The sequence below is a fragment of the Candidatus Thiodiazotropha sp. AKIB8 genome (genome assembly GCF_058244675.1).
Genome location: NZ_JBSYOO010000046.1, coordinates 98,803 through 123,165 on the forward strand (window position 1 = coordinate 98,803; position 24,363 = coordinate 123,165).

General features: G+C 46.1%; 20 protein-coding genes. 14 read left to right on the plus strand and 6 right to left on the minus strand.

The genetic code is table 11. From position 1 onward, the window contains the following. Nucleotides 1-2 precede the first annotated feature (2 nt). On the minus strand, nt 3-809 hold the full coding sequence (locus AC4IFB_RS16135; RefSeq protein ID WP_490780709.1) for a CbbQ/NirQ/NorQ/GpvN family protein: 807 nt from the start codon (nt 807-809) through the stop codon (nt 3-5). A gap of 418 nt (nt 810-1,227) precedes the next feature. On the opposite strand from AC4IFB_RS16135, the gene AC4IFB_RS16140 reads away from it, so the two are divergent. Next, nucleotides 1,228-2,238 (plus strand): polysaccharide deacetylase family protein, encoded by a 1,011-nt coding sequence (locus tag AC4IFB_RS16140; protein WP_490780710.1) that lies wholly within the window; start codon nt 1,228-1,230, stop codon nt 2,236-2,238. 188 nt (nt 2,239-2,426) lie between these two features. Then, a complete protein-coding gene (locus AC4IFB_RS16145; RefSeq protein ID WP_490780711.1) occupies nt 2,427-3,635 on the plus strand; it encodes a carboxylate--amine ligase in 1,209 nt (402 codons plus the stop codon). A 48-nt stretch (nt 3,636-3,683) separates the two neighbouring features. Here AC4IFB_RS16145 and AC4IFB_RS16150 read toward each other — a convergent pair whose 3' ends face one another. Next, complete coding sequence (locus AC4IFB_RS16150; protein ID WP_490776639.1) at nt 3,684-4,916, minus strand: O-antigen ligase family protein; 1,233 nt, start codon at nt 4,914-4,916, stop codon at nt 3,684-3,686. Between the two features lie 567 nt (nt 4,917-5,483). Here AC4IFB_RS16150 and AC4IFB_RS16155 point away from each other — a divergent pair. From AC4IFB_RS16155 to AC4IFB_RS16175, 5 genes are all read left to right on the plus strand, one after another. After that, nucleotides 5,484-6,524: a FemAB family XrtA/PEP-CTERM system-associated protein gene (locus AC4IFB_RS16155; RefSeq protein WP_490780712.1), complete on the plus strand. Its 1,041-nt coding sequence runs from the start codon at nt 5,484-5,486 to the stop codon at nt 6,522-6,524. Nucleotides 6,525-6,532: 8 nt separating this feature from the next. Then, nucleotides 6,533-7,732, plus strand: coding sequence for a DegT/DnrJ/EryC1/StrS family aminotransferase (locus tag AC4IFB_RS16160; protein WP_490780713.1), 1,200 nt, complete (start codon nt 6,533-6,535; stop codon nt 7,730-7,732). A 25-nt stretch (nt 7,733-7,757) separates the two neighbouring features. After that, nucleotides 7,758-9,299 (plus strand): lipopolysaccharide biosynthesis protein, encoded by a 1,542-nt coding sequence (locus AC4IFB_RS16165; protein WP_490776642.1) that lies wholly within the window; start codon nt 7,758-7,760, stop codon nt 9,297-9,299. Next, a complete protein-coding gene (locus AC4IFB_RS16170; RefSeq protein ID WP_490780714.1) occupies nt 9,296-10,477 on the plus strand; it encodes a glycosyltransferase family 4 protein in 1,182 nt (393 codons plus the stop codon). The genes AC4IFB_RS16165 and AC4IFB_RS16170 overlap by 4 nt, the downstream gene beginning before the upstream one ends. Nucleotides 10,478-10,573: 96 nt before the next feature. Continuing rightward, nucleotides 10,574-11,695: a glycosyltransferase family 4 protein gene (locus tag AC4IFB_RS16175; protein ID WP_490780715.1), complete on the plus strand. Its 1,122-nt coding sequence runs from the start codon at nt 10,574-10,576 to the stop codon at nt 11,693-11,695. Between the two features lie 12 nt (nt 11,696-11,707). Here AC4IFB_RS16175 and AC4IFB_RS16180 read toward each other — a convergent pair whose 3' ends face one another. Beyond that, a complete protein-coding gene (locus tag AC4IFB_RS16180) occupies nt 11,708-12,652 on the minus strand; it encodes a glycosyltransferase (protein ID WP_490776645.1) in 945 nt (314 codons plus the stop codon). A gap of 334 nt (nt 12,653-12,986) precedes the next feature. On the opposite strand from AC4IFB_RS16180, the gene AC4IFB_RS16185 reads away from it, so the two are divergent. The 3 genes from AC4IFB_RS16185 (at nt 12,987) to AC4IFB_RS16195 (ending at nt 15,897) form a co-directional block, all read left to right on the plus strand. Further along, a complete protein-coding gene (locus AC4IFB_RS16185) occupies nt 12,987-14,117 on the plus strand; it encodes a glycosyltransferase (protein WP_490776646.1) in 1,131 nt (376 codons plus the stop codon). 42 nt (nt 14,118-14,159) lie between these two features. Further along, nucleotides 14,160-15,002 carry a deoxyribonuclease IV gene (gene nfo / locus AC4IFB_RS16190; RefSeq protein ID WP_490780716.1) on the plus strand — a complete coding sequence of 281 codons (843 nt, stop codon included), beginning with the start codon at nt 14,160-14,162 and terminating at the stop codon, nt 15,000-15,002. A gap of 94 nt (nt 15,003-15,096) precedes the next feature. Continuing rightward, a complete protein-coding gene (locus tag AC4IFB_RS16195; RefSeq protein WP_490776648.1) occupies nt 15,097-15,897 on the plus strand; it encodes a hypothetical protein in 801 nt (266 codons plus the stop codon). 29 nt (nt 15,898-15,926) lie between these two features. On the opposite strand, the gene AC4IFB_RS16200 is transcribed toward AC4IFB_RS16195, so the two are convergent. After that, nucleotides 15,927-16,055 (minus strand): hypothetical protein, encoded by a 129-nt coding sequence (locus AC4IFB_RS16200; RefSeq protein WP_490776649.1) that lies wholly within the window; start codon nt 16,053-16,055, stop codon nt 15,927-15,929. 13 nt (nt 16,056-16,068) lie between these two features. Between AC4IFB_RS16200 and AC4IFB_RS16205 the strand changes: the two genes are divergently transcribed. From AC4IFB_RS16205 to soxB, 3 genes are all read left to right on the plus strand, one after another. Then, nucleotides 16,069-18,231: a PhnD/SsuA/transferrin family substrate-binding protein gene (locus tag AC4IFB_RS16205; protein WP_490776650.1), complete on the plus strand. Its 2,163-nt coding sequence runs from the start codon at nt 16,069-16,071 to the stop codon at nt 18,229-18,231. 4 nt (nt 18,232-18,235) lie between these two features. After that, entirely contained in the window at nt 18,236-18,850 is a 615-nt protein-coding gene (locus AC4IFB_RS16210) for a response regulator transcription factor (protein WP_490776651.1), read from the plus strand. A gap of 429 nt (nt 18,851-19,279) precedes the next feature. Next, nucleotides 19,280-21,055 carry a thiosulfohydrolase SoxB gene (gene soxB / locus AC4IFB_RS16215; protein ID WP_490776652.1) on the plus strand — a complete coding sequence of 592 codons (1,776 nt, stop codon included), beginning with the start codon at nt 19,280-19,282 and terminating at the stop codon, nt 21,053-21,055. Between the two features lie 187 nt (nt 21,056-21,242). Here soxB and AC4IFB_RS16220 read toward each other — a convergent pair whose 3' ends face one another. Next, nucleotides 21,243-21,899, minus strand: coding sequence for a class I SAM-dependent methyltransferase (locus AC4IFB_RS16220; RefSeq protein WP_490780717.1), 657 nt, complete (start codon nt 21,897-21,899; stop codon nt 21,243-21,245). Between the two features lie 179 nt (nt 21,900-22,078). Here AC4IFB_RS16220 and AC4IFB_RS16225 point away from each other — a divergent pair, with 179 nt between their 5' ends. Further along, entirely contained in the window at nt 22,079-22,240 is a 162-nt protein-coding gene (locus tag AC4IFB_RS16225) for a hypothetical protein (RefSeq protein ID WP_490778370.1), read from the plus strand. A gap of 26 nt (nt 22,241-22,266) precedes the next feature. Here the strand turns inward: AC4IFB_RS16225 and AC4IFB_RS16230 are convergent, their stop codons facing one another. Next, the gene (locus AC4IFB_RS16230; RefSeq protein ID WP_490780718.1) at nt 22,267-24,354 is read right to left on the minus strand and encodes an ATP-binding protein; all 2,088 of its coding nucleotides are present in this window, start codon (nt 24,352-24,354) and stop codon (nt 22,267-22,269) included. Nucleotides 24,355-24,363: the final 9 nt, after the last annotated feature.

A 24,363-nucleotide genomic window follows, 5' to 3' on the forward strand; every position in this document is an offset into this window, starting at 1 on the left:
GGTTAACCAAAAACTGCTTCGATAGCGTGATCCAGGGTGGCAACAATATCCTGATCGTCAGTGATGGGCCTGACCAGAGCCATACGACAGGCCGCTCTGGGGCTGATGCCACGATTGATCAATCTTGCTGCATAGACCAAGAGGCGGGTGGAGATACCTTCATCCAAACCATGTCCCTTAAGGTTTCGGGCGGTTTCACCAATCTTAACCAGCTTAGTGGCGTTCTCCTCATCGATGCCTGTCTCTTTAGCGATGATTGCTGATTCCAGTGCGGTTGGTGCGTAGTCGAAGTCGAGCGCTGAGAAGCGTTGTTTGGTGGATTGCTTTAGATCTTTCATCAGGCTCTGGTAACCAGGGTTGTAGGAGATCACCAGTTGGAAGTCGTCGTGTGCATTGACTACTTCGCCTTTTTTATCCAACGGCAGAGTACGTCGATGGTCGGTTAGGGGATGGATTACCACGGTGGTATCCTGACGCGCCTCAACCACTTCATCCAGATAGCAGATTGCGCCGATACGGGCAGCAATGGTCAATGGGCCATCCAGCCACCGGGTTCCTTCTGCATCGAGAAGATATCTTCCCACCAGGTCTGATGCGGTCATGTCTTCATTGCAGGCGACAGTAATCAGCGGTTTGCCCAGTCGCCAGGCCATATGTTCGACGAAACGGGATTTGCCACATCCCGTTGGCCCCTTGATCATGACGGGTAATCTCTCGGCGTAGGCTGCCATATAGAGTTCGACTTCGTCTTCCTGAGGTTGATAGTAAGGCTCCTGGCTGATCAGGTACTGGTCGATCTCGCTACTCATTACGGACTCCAAATATGATGCTCACTACTTCAGGCTCGGTGAGTCATAGATGACACGTCCAATGAACCTGTTCCTTCCGCCCTATGGTATCGGATGTTGTCTGGCTAATACACTACAACAGAAATAATAGGGTTATATCCTCAATCCAGAGCAAGATGCAGCGACTCATAGTGCTCTGCCTCTCCAGTCAGCAATTATTTGTTGCTGTCTGTTTGCAATCGATTGTATTTATAACATTTATTTGGAGTCGGGAGAGGTCAATGCAAGGACTTGGGAATAGCTTGAAAGTGGAGTATCGTAGCGGTCTGTATAGTCGGATACATGAGTATGTTCCTGATTGATCCCTCTACCTGGGCCAGTTGAGGTAAGGGCTTTTTCTGCATGGAAATATCCATTTTTTAACAAGAGCGCGCACCCTATGCGACTGATAAAGACGACCATAAAAAATACCATTGCCTACTTTTTATACTATTCAGGGCTGTTGTCACTTGTTAAAAACAGAAAGCTCCGTAATAAAGCTTTTGTACTTGCCTACCATCGTATTTTGCCAGAGAAGATGCTGGAAAAAATAAACTCGACTGCCGGGATTATTACCGATAGCGATCTTTTTCGCAGGCAGTTGAGTTGGTTGAAAAGTGAATTTCATATTATTGGTATTGATGAGGTACAGGATCTCTTGCTTAATGGCAGAGAGATGGTTTCGAATGGCTGTCTGGTGACTTTCGATGATGGTTGGCAGGATAATTATGAATATGCCAAAGCGCCATTAGCAGAAGAGGGGGTTCCAGCAACCATATTCCTTCCTTATAACTATATCGGTGAAGAACAGGTATTTTGGCAGGAAGAGATGCTGGCCCGGTTTTCCCAATTGAATAGCAGTGAGGATGATGCGGATAGAGCGCTTCTCAAACAACTTACCGGAATTGAAGCGGTGTCGGACACACATACCTTGCGCAGTGCAGTTACCGCGATGAAAAGCAGGGATTATGCAGAAATTTACGATACCTTGGATAGATTGAGAGAGCACCAGAAAGAGAAGTTGGTTAATCTGAAATATGACACCTATATGACTTGGCTGCAGGTAGAGAAGATGGCTGCGTCGAACATCAACTTTGGCTCACATGCATTGAGTCACCGGATTCTTACTCAGATTGAGCCTGATGATGCCCGATATGAAATCTCAGAGTCGAAAAAACTTATCGAAGAGAAGATTGGTACTGAAGTCAATGCAATTGCCTATCCAAACGGAAATTGTGACACTACCATCGAGAAAATTGTCGCTGAGTCCGGTTTCCAGATGGGATTCATCATGGGAGGAGGGTATGTTTCGCAAGACTCGAATCCGATGGCGCTGCCGAGAATTAATGTCCATACCAATAATTCCCGCAACAAGCCTGTTTTTTTATGTACCATCCTGAATATTTTCTAAGCATCTTCTGAATAGGCCATGGATCGATACCTCATCACTAGATGCTGTTTCTGCATTGTGGATCTTCACAATGGTGGAGCGTTGTATGGGGTTCGTGCCTCGAATGAAGAGCCCATGGGGTGTGGCTTTAATCGACGTTTTAGGGTCGACAATCTATTTGGTCAAGAGTTGCTCAGAGGTTCCTTGAGATGAATGTTCTTGTAACAGACGGGTATGCCCGGGCTGCGCTTGCGGTTACCCGATCCCTTGGATCCACAGGACATAAGATTTTTGTTGCTTCCGAATCTGAAACCTCATTGGCTTCCTCCTCTAAGTATTGCTATCAGGGGCTGGCCTACCCCAGTCCAAGAGAAGCCCCAGAAGCCTTTTTGGATTTTCTGGTTCAGGTGGTAGAGGAGCAACAGATTCAGGTATTGATGCCTGTGACTGACGTCTGTCTGTTGCTGGTTTCGAAGCATAGGCATAGGTTTCCTGAGAGTTGTGTAATACCGATAGCAGATGACTCAGCAATCAATGCGGCAGCAGATAAAAACCATATATTGGAACTGGCAAAATCCATTGGTATGCCAGTACCCGCCTCTTTGGTTATATCCGCCAAAGAGGAAATAGAAGAGAAGCTGGCGGGAGATGAACTGAGCTACCCTGTAGTACTGAAGCCGGTGCGCTCGAGAGTCAAGTCAGGTAATCGATGGGTCTCCACCGCCGTCGACTACGCCAAAGATAGAGTGGAGCTTGAATCGAAATTGATGAGTTATGTGGCAGAAGTCTATCCGATAATATTACAGGAACGAGTTTCCGGTGTCGGTTATGGGGCGTTCTACTGCTTTGATTCAGGTAAGTGTATCGCTAAGTTCGCCCACTCTCGTATTCGGGAAAAACCACCATCAGGTGGGGTGAGCGTGTTGCGTGAAAGCAAGCATATAGATCCGGTAGTTGATGATTACAGTCAGAAGTTGTTGAGCGCTTTGGGTTGGCATGGTGTGGCTATGGTCGAGTTCAAATATGATGAACAGAGCGGCAATGCCTATATTATGGAGATCAATGGTCGTTTCTGGGGATCTCTGCAATTGGCAATTGATGCTGGTGTGGATTTCCCACAAATTTTGCTCTCCCTTGCTTCAGATGAGAGTCGATCTGAGCCTCCCGAGTATAAAGCGGGTGTTAAAACAAGATGGTTTTGGGGCGATATCGATCTACTTCTGATCTATCTTCTGAAAAAAGGAGAGGTATTGAAACTACCGAAAGGACACCCTGGGAGATTGAAGTCGATACTCTCCATTCTGTTACCCTGGAGCAGGGGGCAGAGATTCGAGATATTGCGCCTATCTGATATAGGGCCGTGGTTTTATGAAACAAAAAAGTGGTTGAATGCCAATATCCTCAATAGAGGGGCCTGAAGGCAGACTGCTCAGCCAGGCTTATAGCCAATTTAAGTTGTGTAAGTTTCAGAATTTTCGAACCTTTTTTACTGGGACAGCCTCCAGGGGCTCCACTGCCTCTGCCACTTCACGCGATACCATTCTGTGCATACCAATGGTCAGGCCCATAAGCAGAAAGAGATGTGGGTAGAGATAGCCGGTCAGGAAGGCGGCGCAAACACTCCAGGCGAGTGTGGACCAGATCAGGCTTTGTGGCCATATTGGTGTGATATCTATTCTATCCTGGTTTTGCCGGATTAAACTCAAACTGTTCATGTTGACTTTAATGGTATGCCAGATAGTCAGTAAGTAGATGATTAGGCCAGGAAATCCATACTCTGCGATAACCTTGAAATAGACGCTGTGTGTCGATATCCATCTGACGGGGTCATCAGGTTTTCTATATATTCTGCCATATGCAGAGTTAAAACTACCCGCACCCACACCAAGAATAGGATGATCTATCGCCATCTCTGTAGCAGTACCCCAGGCTTTGATTCTGCCCATTGCAGAAGTATCCTCTTCGTAGTTGGCCAGGGTGCCCATCCTCGAGAAATAGTCGGCTGGTGAAAATAGTAGAACACCAAGGACAATAAGGCCTAACAGCGAGAAACCAGCGAGCTTTTTGCTGGAGATAAAGATGAGGTAGTAGAGAAGCCCTGTTCCAAGAGCCAGGGAGGAACCCCGTGACTGGGTACCAATAATGCCTATTACAATGATACCGGCCAAGCCAAAGTAGAGGTATTTATAGAGGGTGCTTTTGGTGGTTGAGGCAAGATGTAGGGCGAGTGGGAAGGCCAAATTCATCGACCAGCCGAAGTCATTTCCATCCCCCAGGAAAAAGCCTGCCAGGTAGTGTCCAACCCGTTCGGCACCCAGCTTATCCACATTGATGATGACCAGCGCTGCATGGGCGATAGTAAATACCAGAGTGAAGGTTCTAAAGCTCTTTTTATCACTGATCAGGTAGGCACAGATTATGGTGTAGATGAAATAGCCAATTTGAACCTTAAATGGCTCAACAGCACTGCTTCTTACAAAGCCATGAAACATGGCAAACCCGGTCAATAAGACGAAAACCAGGGTATAACTGGCAGGTTTATATTTGAAAAAATCGGAAATTTTGTTTTTGCTGACAACGGCCAACAGTAGCAGTGCTGCCAATCCCAGTGTAATAGGAAGCTTGCTGTAGATCGGCAAGTAGTGGCCGATTCCAACATATTCGCTTGTAATCAAAAATAGAAAAATAAAAAAAAGCATGGTGTTGCTGACTGCTCGACTCGGGTGAGTTGCAACTGCTGCAACTGATGATTGGCTGGAGAACGCATTGTGCTTTCAGCCAGTCATTATATTTCCTAGGGTTACTCTGATCAATTCGTGATTTGGTGCAGCTTGACAGAAAGGCTCAAGCTCTGCATGAAAAGCTTCAAGGAGTGGGGGGATTAAGTGCGTTTTTGGCATTGAATCTGGGTTTTATCTCACTACACACTCGATTCAGAACCAATCAAAGCTTGTTTCTCGAAAAGTGATTAAATCATGAGTGTAGTGATTAAGTCAGCTATCCATCTGGAGAACGGGACGATTGGGCCATTTTTCTACAGGGGGGTAACGCTATGGGTAGGCAACTCTGGTAATATGAGTTCTATGTAAGAGAGCGCGCTTCAGGCGATAAGCGGCACGGTAGTGTCATATTCACTTGACATGAAGAGGGTGAAATAGCTCAACTGGATCTGGTCTGGGTTGATCCAGTAGAGTGGGTAGTGATGACACTTAAGGGATACTTCCGTAGTAATATCGGCGGATACAAAATTTTTCGGATCAGGTGAAATGTCAGATATTAAGTTATTGTCGAGTACATTGGAAAGCAGGCAGATATGGAATGACTATCTGAACAGGGCCACCGAAGCCAATTTTTACCAGAGATTTGAATGGCAGGAGTTGAATGAAACCCATTTTGGGCATCAGGTCTATTCGATAGCGTCGCAAGATAGTAAACAGGTAGATGGGGTGCTGCCCCTGGTTTTGATAGAGAGCCGACTTTTTGGCAAGATTTTGTGTTCCATGCCCTTTGTTAACTTTGGCGGCGCCTGCGCAGACTCAATCGAAACCGAAAAAGCGTTGATAGAACATGCAATTTCACTCGCTGACCAGCATCAGGTGGATTATCTGGAATTGAGGACGACGAAGAGTTCACCTCTGGGACTGCCTGAATCGACTAAAAAAGTCTCCATGTCGATCAAGCTGGAAGATGATCATGAAAAGCTCTGGTCGGCTTTCAAATCGAAGCATCGAACCAATATTAGAAGGGTCTATAAGAATGACATTCGTGTGGTTTCAGGCCATGCCGAATTACTGGAAGACTTCTACCAGGTAATGAGTCATTCCTGGCGAGACCTCGGTACGCCATTCTATAAAAAAGGCTACTTTCAGAAACTGCTCGATCTTTTCTCAAAAGATGATATCAAGATCTTTGTTACCTATCTGGGAGACAAGCCGATCTGTGTGGCGTTGAATGGCTACTACAAAAAGACGGTTGAGGGGATGTGGATGGGTACTGTACAGGAGTTCCGCAAACTTCAGCCAACCTACGCCTTATACTGGGAGATGATCAAGGACAGCTGTGAGATGGGATGTGTTGATTACCATCTTGGCAGATCTACAGCCGATTCAACAGGTGAGGCATTCAAAAAGAAATGGAATGCTGAAATGAAGCAGCTCTACTGGCAATACCACATGCCACAGGGCGGTGAGATGCCTCAGCTGAATGTGGATAATAGAAAATATAAGATAGCCATTGATGTGTGGAAAAAACTGCCACTACCTGTCGTAAGTATGATCGGCCCCCTTATCTCTAAGAGTATTCCCTAGAACCTCATATGTTGAAACACCTCTCTCCTACTGGCTCACCAATTAAACTATTTGAACTGGTTAGCTGGTTCTATTCTGCACTCAGTGGTTCTGGAGATAGGGCCAAGCTCCAGAATATGGTCAAGAGGTTGCTGAATAGGGAGTACAGTTTTCTCTATTCGACAGGTCGAGGCGCGATGACTGAGCTGCTTTCAGTTGTCAAGGCGCTTCACGGTAAGCATGGAGAGCGAAATGAGGTCATCCTGCCGGCATATACCTGCTACTCTGTGGCAAGCTCAGCCATAAACGCAGGGTTAAAAATCAGGCTGTGTGATATCGATCCGCAGACACTCTCCTATGACCTGCAAAAGCTGCGTGAAATAGATTTTTCAAGGGTAGCTGCAATTGTTAGTGCCAATCTATACGGCCTGCCGAATGATTTGGGGGCGCTTGAGAGAGTTGCTATGGAACATGGGGTGCTATTGATTGACGATGCTGCGCAATCACTCAATTCAAAGATAGATGGGCGCCATGTGGGGACTTATGGATATGCGGGTATACTGAGTTTAGACAAGGGCAAGAATGTCACCTCAATGCAGGGTGGATTGATTGTGACGAATGATAGTGAGCTTGCTGAATATCTGGATAAGGCCTCAGAGCAGCTTTCCGATCTGAGCAGCAAAAGCAAATTTATAGAGTTTGTGAAAGTCTTTGTCTATTTTCTGTTTCTCAATCCTTATGCTTACAAAATACCTGCAAATATCAGTTTTTCCGGGCTGGGTGAGACAAGGTTTGAAACTGAGGTTGAAGTCAAGGCCTATCCAGAGTTTCTCTCATCCTTGGCGATTGCTCAATTTGACAGAGTGGAGCTGATTACTGAATCACGTGTTTCACGCGGCGAATTCTACGAACAGACCCTTAATCCGGGTAGCGGCGTATCTAAAATAGCCAAACTGGAATCCACAGAGCCAGTTTATCTTAGATATCCAATACTGGTTCATGATGGTGATCTGCGTTCAGATTTGTTAACACAGTATCGTCAGTATGGTATATCAGCCTCATATCCGGAACCTTTGAATCTCTTATCCGAAATAGAGGCGCATCTGGTAACCAGAGAGGCATGTCCAGGTGCTGAACGTGTGGCACGAGAGATCGTAACACTACCTACCCATGCCTTTGTCACAGACAATGATGCAAAGCGTATTTGTGAGATTGTGAATAAGCTGTAGTTATAAACGGCTCATTGGATTTAAAATGGAAAAGAGCAGGATAATAAAAAACCTATTCTCGAATTGGTCCGGTCTATTAATCTCAATAGTCGTCTCTTTCTTTCTTGCACCTTTCGTTGTGCACAATTTAGGCAATGAATTATATGGTGTGTGGACCATTATCAATCAGTTTACAGGCTATATGTATCTGTTTGATTTTGGTGTTCGTGAATCGGTCATTCGATATACATCTCATTCAATAGCCAAGAAAGACCCTAAGATATTGGAAGAGGTGTTGAGTGTCTCTTTTATTATCTACTTTTTCATATCCATTGGAACAATTCTTGTCTCAATAGTGCTGTCACTCTATTTTTCTGAGATTTTTGGTGTTGATGAATCTATAGCAAAAGTGGCATCGATCACCGTTTTATTGGTTGGAGCGACAATCGCACAATTCTTTATCTTCAATATTTTTTCAGGGGTATTGATGGGGTTGCAGCGTTATGACATTTTCAATGTTGTAAATATTCTGACAACACTCGCGAAAGCGGCAGCTTTTGTGATACTGCTGAAGCTTGGGTATACGATTGTGGCAATGGCAGCCAGTCAAATGATCCTCGGCTTTTTGGGTGGGCTCTATCTGCTCCACTCTGCAAAATCTGCTGCCAGCAAGCATGATGTGCAATTTAAACTCAGATTCAGACTTGATGCAGGATTACGCAAAGTTGCCAGGAAGGTGGTGAATTATAGCGCTTTTGTCTTGATCAATAATCTGGGCCAGAAAATTGTATTTATGACTGACGCTATCGTTATTGGTATTTTTATGCCGGTTGCCTCAGTCACCTTTTATGCAATCGCCGGGACTTTAATCGAATATTTGAGAAAGCTGGTTGTCGTTACAGCTCAGGTACTGATGCCTATGGTAGCCCACTATAGTGCATTGGATGACCAGGAGCGTATTAAGAAGACTGTTGTCGACGGCTCTAAACTGACCCTGTTTATCTCATTTCCTGTTGCCTTGGTATTCATCGTGCTCGGTGGTGAATTCATCGCACTTTGGATGGGTGAAGAGTTTAGAGAGTTGTCTGGATTGGTGTTAATGATACTTGCTGTGTCACAAATATTTTCCGCACCCCACCAAACACTCTCCAGCGTTTTGTATGGGATGGATAAACACAAAATGCTTGCATTTTTTAGAATTGGTGAAGCTATAACCAATCTGATTCTGAGTATTGTACTTTTGCAGATCTACGGTATTGCGGGTGTAGCATTGGGTACAACCATTCCACATATAATATTAACAGCCATTATATTGCCTATTTACACGACTAGAGTGATAGGTATGGATCTGCTGAAATATTACCTATTGGGCTATATCAGGCCAATCATTGCTGCAATACCTTTCTTGGGAATGGTTTTGTATGTTAAACATTATCTTCAATTTGACAGTTTGGCTGTTTTCTTTGCAGTTGTCGCAGGGGCATCATTGATCTATTTGGCTATCTCCTTCTGGATTATATTTACTGCCAGTGAAAGGCAGGGTATATACGATAAAATCAAACCGTTACTGAAGAGAGTGCAAAATTGAAAAAGACAAAAATAGTCTATTTGGAACATTGCATTGATCATACTATCGGTGGATCACACTACTGTTTACTGGAAATATGTCGTGCGCTTGATAAAGAGCGTTATGATGCCACTGTGGTTTTCTACGAAGAGAATGATCTGGTTTCAGAGTTCAGGGATACAGGGTTTAAGGTAAGAATTGAAAAGCCGTTCCAGGCTTCTCAGTTTGGCGAGAATTTGCCTGCGCCACTTCGAAGAGTTTTTAGACTGCCAGTGAACTATTTCAATATGATGGTATTGAGAGTATTCAAATGGCGAAAAATTCTGCAGCAGGAAAATGCAGATATATTGCATCTGAATAATACATTTTCCACAGATCATGACGCTTTGATAGCAGCGAAATCTTTAAAAATTGCTGTGGTTTCACATGTGCGTGGTATTGAACCAAGAATCAATAAGCTCGGGCTTCTGTTCAGTCGCTCGCTAGATAGAATCATTGCAATATCAAAAGCGGTAAAACAGAACCTGCTTAATCAAGGTGTTTCAGATGAAAATATAACGCTGATTTACGATGGAATTAATGAAAACAGAATTACAGATGGGGTTAAAGAGAACTATCTGAACTCCAAGTATGATCTAAAACAAGAGCAGACGATATTTGGTGTTGTTGGAAATATCAAACCCTGGAAGGGTCAAAAACTGCTGGTTGAGGCAGTCGCTTTGCTGAAGGAAAAACATGAAGATTTCAGCTGTTTTCTAATTGGATCCATCACAGATTCATCCTATCGGGATGAAATAGAGCGATTGATTGAAAAGCATCAGTTACAAAATCATATTGTCATAACCGGGTATCAAAAAAATGTACCTGATTACGTTAACTCATTTGATATTTTTGTCCATACTTCGGTGGAGCCGGAACCTTTCGGAATCGTCATCATTGAGGCACTCGCTTTAAAGAAGGCGGTCATTGTTTCGAATATCGGTGCGCCACAGGAGATTATTGTAGATGGTGAATCCGGGTTGTTGTTTGATATAGAGTCGGTCGAGGATTTGGCCGCAAAATTAGATTCTCTGATTCGGGATGATGTGCGCAGAAAAATGCTCGGTGAGGCAGGCTACACGAGGTTCCGGGATAATTTTACAATTCATATAAATGTTGATGGTATCTGTGGCGTCTATGATGAGGTCATTAAATCGTAGATTTACAAAATCGTCGTAAGGGTTAAAATGAAAGGACGGATTTAAACAACTAAGTTATTCTTTGTGGGAATAAAATTCGGGAAGAATGTGCAAATAATGCAAGATAAAGTTGTTGTACTGGATATTAGAGATTCTCCCTGGTGTGATGGTCCAGGGAGGACAATAATTGAAGTAGCACGGGGTTTAAAGGAACAAGGGATCGAGATCAAAATTGCAAGTTTTGTCTCAGATAATCGTCGTGAGTCAGATTACCTTGATAAGGCAAGAGAAGATGGTCTCGACTGTCTGGAGATAGAGGAGTCCAAAACCCTGGATTTCACCATCATCGGTCAGATTCTTGAATATAATAAGCAGACCCCGATCGACATTATTCATACTCATGATCTGAGATCGAATCTGTATGGGTTGTTTGCTGCAAAAAAATTAAAAGTGCCCATTATCACAACTGCTCATGGATGGGTTGCCAATACCTTATTGCGAAAAATTGAAATATTTGCCGATAAGCTCCTGTTGTCCTATTTTTTCGACACGGTGATTACTGTTTCCGACCAGACACAGAAAAAACTAAGAAAATTTCGTCCGAACAGTACTCGCCTGGTTACTGTTCATAACACACTTGAAACTCAAAACTATCATATTGAAGATTCCGGTAAGATCAGGAAATCTTTGAATATTACGAACAAAACGCCACTGATTGCGAAGATTGGCAGGTTAAGTCCAGAAAAGCGCCAGGAGCTGCTGTTAGCAGCTGTCAAACAACTTGTCGATGAGGGGTATGACTTTCGTTTGCTTCTGATCGGTATTGGTCCAGATGAGAATCATCTCAGAAAGCTGACAGAGTCACTGGGGTTGGGTAATGTGGTAGAATTTAAAGGGTTTATTCGGGATATGCTGCCTGTTTACAGTGAGCTCGATTTGGTGATTCAAACCTCATCAACTGAGGGTATGCCAAATGTTGTTCTCGAATCGATGCTGATGCGGGTACCTGTAATAGCTACAGATGTGGGAGGTACCGCTGAGATAATCAACAGTCAGGATGTGGGTACCTTGATCGAAGCCGATAACAAGTCGCAGCTTGTCGATGAGTTAAGATCATTTCTGGATAATCCTATGAAATATCAGCAAAAAGTAGATATGGGTGAGCAGCGTATCAGAGAAAAATTTGACTCTTCGGTACGTTTGGAAAAGATGGCCTCTATCTACAACAAGATGGTCTGAAACAGCTTCCAATTAGAGTTTGAATAAAACCTTAAATATCGAGATGCTCCTGCCTAGGAAGTAGAAGTAGAATATTATACTGTTGATCAGGATCAGTTTAGGTTTAGGGCCAAACTTGTAGAGTGCAGATGCAAGCAGTAGTAAAACGATGGATATGAGGATGACAACTGAGAGCAGACTCAGTTGCATACTGGCAGTGAAGATTAAGCTGAGATGTAAGATCAGAAAAATATTGGTTGCGAATTGAACATTCGAGCAGCAGATTACATCGAAAAACTTTCTGGTTCTTGTACCATGCCAAGCCTCCCTCTTAACAAAGGTATAGAGGTCATTCGGATAGCCGTGGTGTAAGACCTTCAATTTCTGGTTATTGATGATTCTGGCGTTTTGAGTGGTTTTTGCTCTTATTGAAAGATCTGTATCTTCCCCTGTAACCAGGTCAGGATTGAACCCATTTATGTTGTCAAAGAGTTCCTTGTGAATGATAAGGTGACCACTATTGATGTAGTTTCCTGACTCTCCCTGACTGGAGGAGAACCAATATTTTTCAAGAAAGTTCTCTTCGTTTGCAATACTGCATTTTGATCCGGTGATAATATTTCTATCCTCTTCGAGCATCTTGCGTGTTACAGGAAACTCTTCAGACCACTCCTGAGTTAACTCTACATCGCCATCAAGAAAGATATAGATAGTTCCACTGCTATTAGTGGCGCCTGCATTCCGAAGGCCGGCGATGTTCAATTCTGGCTCGAACAAAACAGTGGCGCCTTTTTCTTCGGCTATTGACCTGGTTCTATCAGTTGATCCGTTGTCCACAACTATCACTTCGTGAGCAATATGCTTGTTGTGTAGATGGATTGAGTCTATCAGTCGCCCGATATTCTCCTCTTCATTCATTGTGGGGATAATGAACGAAAGCGCTATATTCTTATCGTGAGAGTCGGCAGTGGATTCCATGATTGATATTATAACTTTGGCTCAGGTTAAATCGCTCTTCTACCGAGCAAGGTATAAGCTGCACGAGGCTTAGGTGGTGCCGTGTAAGCTATTCTATTACTGATCTCCTATTTGAGGCAAATTACCTGCAACGCAGATGGGATTACTTAAAGTGAGATTGAGAGCAGGTCAGGTTCTACCTGATTACTGCTAAGGGAGATAACTGCTGCAGTATACGTCGCCCAATCAGGTGATTGTTCAAGCTTCTCCAGATAGCAAAAGGTTATTACATAATGAGCTTAGAAATGTCATAATCGCCAAGACAATATAAACTTTTTATATATACAGAGTTATTATGGAATTTGTGCTTTGGGGCTCATTCTTCGTGGTTTTCTATGCCTATTTTGGGTACCCGATTCTGTTGTCCTTAGTCAATGCTTTGAGTAGTAAAATTGACTATAAATCCCTTGATTATCCAGCAGATATATCTGTTTCTCTGATTATTCCTGTGCATAATGAACAGGCGGTTATCTCGCGAAAGCTCGATAATACGCGAGAGTTGGATTTTTCTGGTGATTTGCAGGTGGTGATCATCTCCGATGGATCAACGGACGATACGGCGAAGATCGTGCATGGCTATGAAGGGCTAAAGAAGATAACCTTCATTGAACTGGAGGAGAGAAAAGGCAAAGCGAATGGACTGAATGCAGGATTGGAAGCGGCTACTGGAGATGTTGTTGTCTTTTCAGATGCCTCTATCATGCTAGATTCAAGGGCGATTACCGAACTGGTACGACCTTTTGCTGTAGCAGAAATCGGCTGTGTTTCTGGAGAGGATATCATCGAAGGAGATAGCGGTGAGGGGTTGTATGGCAAATATGAACTGTTCCTGCGAAGACAGGAGTCTGCGACAGGTTCTATTGTTGGGGCCAGTGGATCTCTCTATGCCCAGAGACGAGAGATAGTCACGCCATTTATAGAGGGTGTGGCCCCCGATTTTTATTCGGTTCTCAATACTGTGGAACAAGACTACAGGGCAATTTCAATATCCGAATCATTTGGGTATATGAAAGCTGCAAAATCACAGAAAGATGAGTTTAACCGTAAGGTACGTACCTTCATAAGGGGCATTACTGCTCTTTTCAAAAAAGCCAATCTGTTAAACCCCTTTAGATATCCCCGTTTCTCCCTATATCTGATATCCCATAAACTGATCAGATGGCTGGTACCCTTTTTCCTGATTTCCTTGTTGGTCAGCAATATCTTTCTGCTAGGCGATGGTTTTTATGGGTTTCTGTTTATCCTGCAGATTGCTTTCTATGGGATCGCTGCGGTAGCAGCAATGAATGAGTCAGTTTTAAAGGCACTACCGATAACCAAGGTTCCACTCTTTTTTGTCTCAGTGAACATATCGATACTGACAGCCTGGGTAAAGTATCTCTCTGGAACCCGGCAAGAGATTTGGGCGCCAACCAAGCGCTCTTAAAGCTGGATAATCGAAGTCTCAATAGATCCTAGGGTTTATCAGATGAAATATGTTGGTGCGCACGTCAGTGCATCCGGGGGAGTTCAGAATGCACCCCTCAATGCTCAGTCGATAGGTGCCAGAGCTTTTGCTCTATTTACAAAAAATCAGCGCCAATGGAGAGCAAAGCCATTGAGCGAAGAGTCGATAGAGGCGTTCAACACGAACCTTAAGCGTGTCGGTATATTAAGCCGGCATGTGCTTCCACATGATAGTTATTTAATCAATCTAGGGCATCCTGAAAAGGAGGGGCTGGAGAAATCCAGATCTGCTTTTCTGGAAGAGATGCAGCGATGTGAGCAGTTGGGGCTGCCACTGCTCAATTTTCACCCTGGGGCAACCTTAAGAAAAATTAGTGAGCAGGAGAGTTTGCAACGGGTTGCCGATTCGATCAATTGGTGTCTGGATCAGACTCATGGGGTGACGGCAGTTATTGAAAACACAGCTGGTCAGGGTAGCACTTTAGGTTATGATTTCGGGCACCTCGCGACCATTATTGATGGGATTGAGGATAAGAGCCGAATTGGTGTCTGTCTCGATACCTGTCATACCTTTGTGGCAGGCTATGATCTACGTACGGCTGCAGCCTGTGAAAAGACATTTAAGGAATTTGACCTTACCGTCGGGTTTAAATACCTGTGTGGTATGCATCTCAATGACAGCAAGCCGGAGTTGGGGGCACGAGTAGACCGTCACCATAGTCTTGGAGCGGGGAAGATTGGTTGGGAACTGTTCCGTTATATTATGCAGGATGAGCGTTTTGACGATATTCCTTTGATCCTGGAGACCATAGATGACACGCTATGGGCGGATGAGATTGCAACCCTCTATGGATTTCAGAATTAGATTCTTAATAATTTAATTTGGTTTGTGAGGTGGTTTCTCGATAGAATATGCGCTACAGAAGAACCTTGGAATAGGGAAGTTAGAGGACTCTGCCATGTCACTTTTGGAAAAATTAAAAGAGGAAGCCCGCAAACAGCAAGAAGCTGAGGGCGCCAATTGCGAAGCGACCAGACTTGAAGAGCTCTACCAGTCGCGTTTCAAATCCCCAATGCGATCCATCATGAAGTATCTCTCCGAGCTGACCGATCAGTTGAAGATACTTGAACATGAGGTGAGGCACGATTACTCCCTGCCCGGGCTAGGTCAGGTAACAGGTTTACTGAATTCCGACTATGTCGTGAATGCAGATAGTTCAGAGAATACAAGGGTTGTTCGATTACGATTCAATTGTATTTCTGACAATGAACTGACTTTTGCGATTACACCCAAATCGAAGGCGGATGAGGCTTGCGCTTTTCTGGATGCCCAGACAATGCGTTATACTGAGTGGCCAATACGTGATCATGAACAGCGGGTTGTTGGTCTGAATTTACAACTGAGTGTAAAGGTCAAGGTGAACTTTCTGTTTCAGGCCGATCCTGAGTTGGGTTCCATACGAATGTTCGTCTCCAATTTCAATGGTTTTAAGGTGGAGAAGAGTCTCATTCAGCCGGAAAAGGTGGATGAAGCCTGGCTCGATACTCTGGGTAATTATCTTCTGCGCAATCGCGCAAATATGGTTGACCTGGAGATAGATGAGTCTCAAAGAAACTCCATTCGTCAACGCCTGGAGGAGGCTAAACTTCAGCGTGAAGCCGAGTTGCAGGAAGCCTTGATTCGTGAGCAAATTGAGCGTGAGCAGATTCACGAAAAATCGTTGATCGGTAAGTTGAAATCGTTAACAGATCGACGTTGACGCGATTGACCCGGTGAGCAAATAGTTTGTTACAGGGTTTCCTGCATACCAATCGGCAGCTTTGCTGAACTGTGGTGACAATCCCAGGCAGTTGTACACTTTGGCATCTCGCCACTATCAATAAGTGGCTGATAGCTTGTCAGAATCAGCTTTTTCACATACTCTCAGTGAATGACCATTTTCGGTGATTCATTCCGCTACCTGTTTTTCTTTGGGTTACTATCGCTACAGTTATGCTGCTCTTCACTGGTATATGCCGATACTGTCCGTATCGGTGTGCTTAGCCATCGAGGGGATCAGGCGACGCTGAGGATGTGGGGTCCAACAGCAGAGTATCTAAGTGCCAGCATTCCCTTACACGATTTTATTATCAGGCCCTTGAAATTTGATGAGGTCAATCCTGTTGTCGCTGCTGGGGAGGTGGACTTTGTTCTGGTCAATCCAGGGATATATGTCAATCTTGAAGTGAAATACAGGGTGTCGCGTATTGCCACGCTCTACAATCGACGAAACGATGTGCCCTACAAGATTTTTGGGGGGGTAATCTTCACCCGCCATGATCACTCTGAAATCAATACCCTTGATGATATTCGCGGACATACCATGATGGCAGTCTATACCACCTCACTGGGTGGATTTCAGATGGCTATGCGTGAAATGGTTGAACATGACATCGATCCCTACTCCGACCTGAAGGAGCTTAGGTTTGGTGGTATTCATGATCGTGTGGTGATGTCTGTCTTAAACGGTGAAGTGGATATTGGTACCGTGCGAACCGACATCCTGGAGCGAATGGCCTCAGCTGGAACCATCGATCTGAAAGACTTCCGGATTATTAATCCCCAAAAGGTTAGCGAATTTCCTTTTGCACTGAGTACACGGCTCTATCCCGAGTGGCCTTTCAGTAAGGTCGCACATACTGCGGATAATCTTGCACAACAGGTTGCAGTGGCACTGTTGAATATGCCTCATGATCATCATGCTGCCCTGGCCGGAGCTTATGCGGGCTGGACCATACCGCTCGATTATCAGCCGGTACACGATCTCTTTATGTCATTGAAATTACCCCCCTACCAGTATCTGGGTAAATTTACCTTGGTGGATGCGATCAGTCGCTATCGATACTGGTTAATGGGGGGGTTGCTGATGTTGTTGTTCATGGTGGTGATGACCTTATGGGTGATGCGACTGAATAACGAGTTACAGAAGGCGAAAGATCGCCTTGAGTTACAGCATGAGTTAATTCTTGACTCCGTTGCAGACGGTATCTACGGCGTGGATATGAACGGTCGATCTACATTTTTTAATAAGGCAGCTGAAAGGATCACCGGCTGGGGTGCGGATGATGTGATCGGACAAAATCAGCATGAGATCCTGCACCACTCTCATAAGGATGGCTCTCCTCATCGTGCGACGGACTGCCCTGTCTATCAGACTTTTCGTGATAACGAAGCCAGATATATCTCTGATGATGTTTTTTGGCGCAAGGACAGTACCAGCTTTCCAGTGGAATACAGTAGTACGCCTATACGGGATGAAGGCGGCAAAACCGTTGGTAGTGTTGTGGTGTTTCGCGATATCACCAGGCGCAAAAATGCAGAGGAGAAGGCTCAAAAACATCAGATCGAATTGGCTCGGGCAGGGCGTTTGAGTACTTTGGGTGAGATGGCTTCGGGGATAGCCCATGAGTTGAACCAGCCACTGACGGCGATCTCTACGAACGCTCAGGCGAGTATGCGTATCCTCGAATCCGATAGAACTAATATCAATGTCTGTGTGGATGTGATGGAGAAGATTGCCGCTCAGGCTGATCGTGCGGGAGAGATCATCCGCCAGTTACGACGATTGGTACGCAAAGAGCCACTGGAAAATGCAGAGGTGGATGTTAACGATTTGGTCAATGCAGTAGCGGTTCTGATCCGCCCTGATATAAACCGCGCGGAGGTGCGACTGGAGATGGATATGCAGAAGCCATTGCCGAAAGTGCTTGCACAGCCTATACAGATAGAGCAGGTAATTCTAAATTTAGCACGTAATGCGATAGAGGCATTGGCTGAAGTGAGCGACCGAGAACGTATACTACACATCGTCACAAGAGAGGATTCGAAGGAGTCTATACGACTCTGGGTTAGGGATAATGGGCCGGGTATCAAAGCAGAACTGGAATCCACCCTGTTTGATCCCTTTGTGACAAGCAAGTCTGATGGCATGGGGCTCGGTCTTTCCATCAGTTATGGGATCATTGAGGCGCACGGTGGTAAACTGTCGATCAATCCGGACTATCGAACCGGAGCCGAGTTCAGTTTCAATTTGCCAGTCGGGGAGGCAGGTTAACGCGATGGATCAAAGCATACCAACAGTGTTCGTAGTGGATGATGACGAAGAGGTGCGGAGTGCATTGAAGTTACTCTTCGAATCGGTTGGCTTGCCGGTAATCTGTTTTGCATCGGCACTCGAATATCTGGATCGATTTGATGGCGCCCTGCCGGGTTGTCTGGTGGTGGATATCCGAATGCCAGGTATGAGTGGCCTTGATATGCAGGAGAAGCTGAACGAGTATCCGATTTTTCCGCCGGTGATTATCATTACTGGTCATGGGGATGTACCGATGGCAGTGCGCGCAGTTCAGGCAGGCGCTGTGGATTTCATCGAAAAGCCATTTCGTGATCAGATTTTGCTGGATAGTGTGCATAGAGCGATTGAGATGGACGCGAAGATGCGGGGAGAGGCCTCTCGGTTGTCAGAGATTCGTGAGCATCTTGATCAGCTGACACCCAGAGAGCGGGAGGTACTTGACCTGGTCATCAGCGGAATGCGTAATAAGAATATTTCAGAGCAGCTGGGAATCACTCTTTCCACCGTTGAGGCCCATCGCTCCAGAGTAATGGAGAAGATGCAGGCAGACTCCCTCTCTCATCTGATGAGGATGATGCTGACCCTGGAGCAGGAGTAGACTGCTCTGGCAGAAAAGATACGCGCACTGGTGCCGGATCAAGACGATCAACCCGGAAACTTGTGATCGCCCCGCAGCGACCAATATAGTGAAGAGCGGCTTCTGAATAAATGAGTTATGGAAAACCACAACTACCAGTCGAGTATGTTGGTATTTCAAGGGACCACAAAGGGTTGGATAATAGCGCCTCCCCATGAACGCCCGGAGCGAAGAGAGGGGATGTCGGCCAGTTGGATGGCTGGAGGGCTTTTTTCAAACAGGCGCCTTCCGGTGATTCAACTGGTTTTTTTAGTCCGGCAACCTAATCGATTGGATTCGGACTAATTCCGACCACTAGGTACCTCAAACGTTGATAGCTGTGAACCCAAGAGCTGCCAGTTCCGCGGCATGCGGGTTCAGCATCCCATATAACTGGAGGATGAGATAAGAATGACTATTTCAAGACGTGAATTTCTACGCCTGATGGGGCTTGCCGGAGCTGCCGGAATGATGCCTTCATCTGTCTTCGCAGCTGCCAAGCAGCCCGCGGATCTCTATGAGGTACCCAAGTTTGGCAATCTCTCACTGATGCATATCACTGATACCCATGCCCAACTCAACCCCATCTATTTTCGCGAACCGAATGTCAATCTGGGGATTGGATATGCCTTCAATAAGGCGCCCCATCTGGTTGGCGACAATCTGTTGAAACATTTCGGAATCACGCCAGGTGGTATCGAATCACACGCCTACAGTTATCTCGATTTTGATTCTGCAGCGGGTAAGTTCGGCAGGGTAGGTGGCTTTGCCCACCTGAAGACCTTAGTGCAGCGTCTTCGTGACGACCGAGGTCCTGGCAATAGTCTGTTGCTGGATGGCGGGGATACCTGGCAGGGTTCAGGGACAGCCTACTGGACTCGAGGCAAGGATATGGTCGGCGCCTGCAACCGGTTGGGTGTTGATGTGATGACAGGCCATTGGGAATTCACCTATCTAGACAAAGAGGTGATTGAGAACGTCAACGAATTTCAGGGTGAATTTGTCGCTCAGAACGTAAAGGTTCGTGACGAGGCACTATTCGACTACAACTATTCCGATTTTGAAGGTTTTGACGAGGATGAAGGCAATGCCTTCAAGCCCTATGTTATCAAACAGGTAGGTGGTGCCCGTGTTGCCGTAATTGGACAGGCCTTCCCCTATACCCCAATAGCCAATCCACAGCGCTTCATACCCGATTGGACCTTCGGTATCCAGGATGATCTGATGCAGGATGTTGTCGACAGCGTAAGGGAGAATGAGAAACCCGATGTCGTGGTTGTCCTCTCGCACAATGGAATGGATGTCGATCTTAAGATGGCGTCCAGAGTTAGCGGGATCGATGCGATATTCGGCGGTCATACCCATGATGGTATGCCTGCTCCCACCGTTGTTAAGAACTCAGGCGGAAAGACCCTGGTGACCAATGCCGGCTCGAACGGTAAGTTTCTTGGCGTTATGGATCTGGATGTCAAGGGTGGCAAAGTTAGGGATTTTCGTTATCGATTGTTACCGATATTTTCCAATATCCTGCCCGCAGATAAACAGATGCAGGCTTATATCGATGAGGTGCGGGCCCCTTACGCGAAGCAGCTCAATGAGGAGCTGGCAGTTACCGAAGAGACACTCTACCGTCGGGGTAACTTCAACGGTACCTTTGACCAGGTGATCTGTGATGCACTGACTACTGTGAATGATGCTCAGATCTCCCTCTCACCGGGTTTTCGTTGGGGTACAACGGTACTCCCAGGTCAGAAGATAACCATGGACAATGTCATGGATCAGACCTGCATCACCTATCCTGAGACCTATCGCAGGGAGATGAAGGGGAGTGAGATCAAGGCAATCCTTGAGGATGTTTGTGACAATCTTTTCAACAAGGACCCCTACTATCAACAGGGTGGTGACATGGTGCGCTTAGGTGGACTCGATTATGTCTGTGAACCTGGTGCTGGTTTTGGCAAGCGCATAACCGATATGACCCTGGATGATGGAACCAAAGTTGAGGCGAGTAAAAATTACACGGTTTCCGGTTGGGCCACTGTCGGTTCCAAATCCCCAGGTGAACCGATCTGGGATGTGGTGGCGAAATATCTGCGTGATCAGAAAACCGTCAAGATCGACAAACTCAATACACCTAAATTGGTTGGTGTGAAGGGTAATCCAGGATTGGCGGACTATCCTTACTGATATTTTTGGTTGTTTTATGGGTTTCTGATGTGTCATGGTGCGGCAGGGCCGCACCCTACCCGTCGGTTATTAACGGTAGGTCGCTGGCGTCTCTTTTTTCCGCTGAAATGCTTTAGAGCGGGGCCACGCCGTAGCCAACAAACTATGTAGAGTCGTAGGGTGCGGCCCTGCCGCACCATGAACTGTCTCAACAGAACTCCACCTCTGAATAGGTGCCAAAATAGCCCATTCGGCAGCTCTTCAAACAGCGCTGTCTACGCCAGCTGGTGATGATACGTTGCTCTGCTATTCGGTGAGTATCATCCAGTAGAATGATGCAGTCGTTCGAAAGTTGCCTCTCCATAATTGGTAGCAGTCCATAACGACCGCCAGGAATACTGCCCGGTGGACCATCACAGATAACGAGTTCGAATGTCAGGTTTTTATCATTTGAGGGGATCTGATACCAACGATAATCGCCATAGTCGGCTAATGGCGCGTAGATCAACTCGACATGGTTTAAGCGCAGTTTTTGGAGAATGCGTTTCAGGTGTTTGAACCACTCCCGATTATGTTCAAATACTACGAATTGACGCTGCTCTCTCTGAGTCAAAGCGGCAATCAGTAGGGTGGTGGCACCAGAGCCGCACTCCAGAATGGGACCACGGGTCTTTAATGCACGTTCTCCGACATGACGCAGATAGGAGATACCCGCTGCATATCCGATATTTCCCCAGGCTATTGCCAGAAGCAGGATATCGATTCGACTGACTACACCATCCCGAGTTGTCCTTTTTAAACGGGCACTAGCCAGAGAGAGCAACCAGAGCTTGAATGAGAGGAGATGCTTTTTTAGATCGATCATCTGTAACAACTGCTTAAACTACTATTGAACAACGTGCACCGATTCTATAAATAATCAGAAATTCTTAAAAAATAAAATAGTTCGTTTGTAAAATGATTTTAACCCAAGGCTGTTACATTGGTGTTAAGAGGCACTTCAAATAAACAGAGGTGCCCTTAATAGTTATCTTCGGGGTTAAAATGATCGATTGGGAATGTCTCGATAGAGATGAGCAGATCAAGCTTCGGGAAGAGTTTGGTTATTATCTTGATAGATTACCTCCGACCTGCTCACTTGATATGAAAATAGCCCGCTTCAAGGATTGGTTGAGTGAGCGGGGTATTCAGATTGATATGGAGTGACTCTATTTCAGTTATAACTCACTCTCTCACTGAAGTGGCAGCTCGATAGCAATACAAACGCCATCGTCCAGGTTCTCGGCCCAGGCACGGCCTTGGTGAAATTCAGAGATCAGACGTACCAGGTAGAGGCCAAGTCCCAGGTGCGGATCTTGTCGATGGGAACTGGGTCGTTGGCTGCTCATTGAGTTGAACATATTTTGCTGAATCGCTTCATCGAGTAGTGGCCCCTGGTTGATCACTTTAAGGGTTACCAGACCTCCACTCCGAATATCCAACTCGATGCAGATTGGTGTATCTGGCCGATGATAATCGACTGCATTGCTGATCATCTTATCCAGAGCCTGGCTGATCAGATCGGGGGAGATGTGGGTGATGATAGGTCGGTCGGGTAGTTTGGCTTCAAACAGGGCTTCCTGGTAGCTGTCTGCATATCCCTGACAAAGTGCGCTCAACAGGGCTGTGAGATCGGTTTTTACCAATTCTGTGTCATTCAGTGCCTGCTCCAACCTTGTGGCTTCTCGCAAGCGAGTCAGTATTTGATTAAGCCTGCGTGTGCCCTCTTGAGCACGCATGGCATAGGTCAAAGCGGTAGAGTGATTTGATCCGCTGTGAGGATCAGACTCGATCTCGGCTTGAAGATTCTCGAGGGAGGATTGGATCACAGTCAAGGGTGTTCGAAACTCATGGGCAAGTCGAGATGCCATGGATTCAAGGTAGTGGCTATAATCTTTTGTTCGTTTCAAAACGGCGCTCAGGCTGACATCGAGTTGACCCAGTTCATCTCCCTCGTCTGTTGCAGTTAACGTCATGAGGATGCGCCCATCCCTACTTACCGACTGCTGATATTTACGGCTGAGACGGGTTATGCGGCTGGTTAAGGATGAGGCCAACAGTAGCAGGCTGCCGCCGGTGATAATGAACAGCCCCAGGCTGATCAGCAGCAGATCTTCAATAGCGCTCTGCTGCAGGAGCAGTATCTCCTGGGTACTTTGTTCGACGATCAAAACACCCTGAATCGATCCATCGACCCTTATCGGATATGCACTCGAAAGCATTATCAGCTCTGTACCAGGGGCGTTGTATCGATAGACAGCCCCCTCTCCAGAGAGTGCCTTACGAATTTCGGGGCCATCCAGGCGACCAAGTTTCTCCCGTTTTTCGAATGGCTCTTCAGGAGACTCCATTAACAGTAGTGAGGCCAGGCGTTGTGGCAGGCTATCTCCATCGTTTGATAGTGCAGCGATGGTGCCATGGCGTCCAACTACCTGACGTTCTCTGTTGAGCAAAGTGTAACGATGGCGTTGGCTCTCCATACCCTCTAACCATTGTTCGGCCTTTGCGGTTGGTAGGGTGAGATAGGCTAGGCTATGGTCGTTGAGCCAGCCGGATGTGGAGGCAATGCCAACGGGTTGCTGCTCAAATTGGTCGATATCAACGGCGACCAGTGAGAGTCGTCCATTGATCAAAGTGCGGGGTATAGAGAGCTCTACTCTGTAACCTGAGCCGGTCTCCTGCCACTCACCAAAAATGCGCGACTGGGTGGTGTTGCCTCCAACCTCTTGTACATTGACCCAGCCCGGAGATGGTGTGCCTAGCAGGAAACGTCGGGTTTTACCTTCAGATCCCGGAATGGCAAGTATCAGATGGTCCCCTGCCTTGATTTGACGTTCGTTGCGTGGATAGACCAGCTGCTCATCATAGACCTCAATCAGCAGATAGAGACTTTGATCATAAAAACCGGCCAGCCAATCGAAAGCGACAGCCTGATTTACCGCACTGCGGGCACTGAATCGTTCTGATTGTGATTTGAATTCGAGCCAATCTTCATCGTAGCCATCGATAACCGGTGTTTCAGACAGGGGGAAGGCGTAGAGTGATTTGGACGAGCCTGGGGAATCAGCTGGGTTCAGTAACAGCCATTCGTCAGCCTCTGAAGCAAGCATATTGGCAAGGATCTCGGCACGATTCATGAGCAAGCGCTCCTGGGCTTGCCTGAGGGTACTCTCCATGCCCTGGAGATAGTGATAACCGGCCCAGGGGATGAGCCATAGGGTGAATGACGCCAGCAGCAGCTTAAAACGCAGTGACCGAAAGAAGCTGGGGGAGTTTTGCATGCCAGCCCG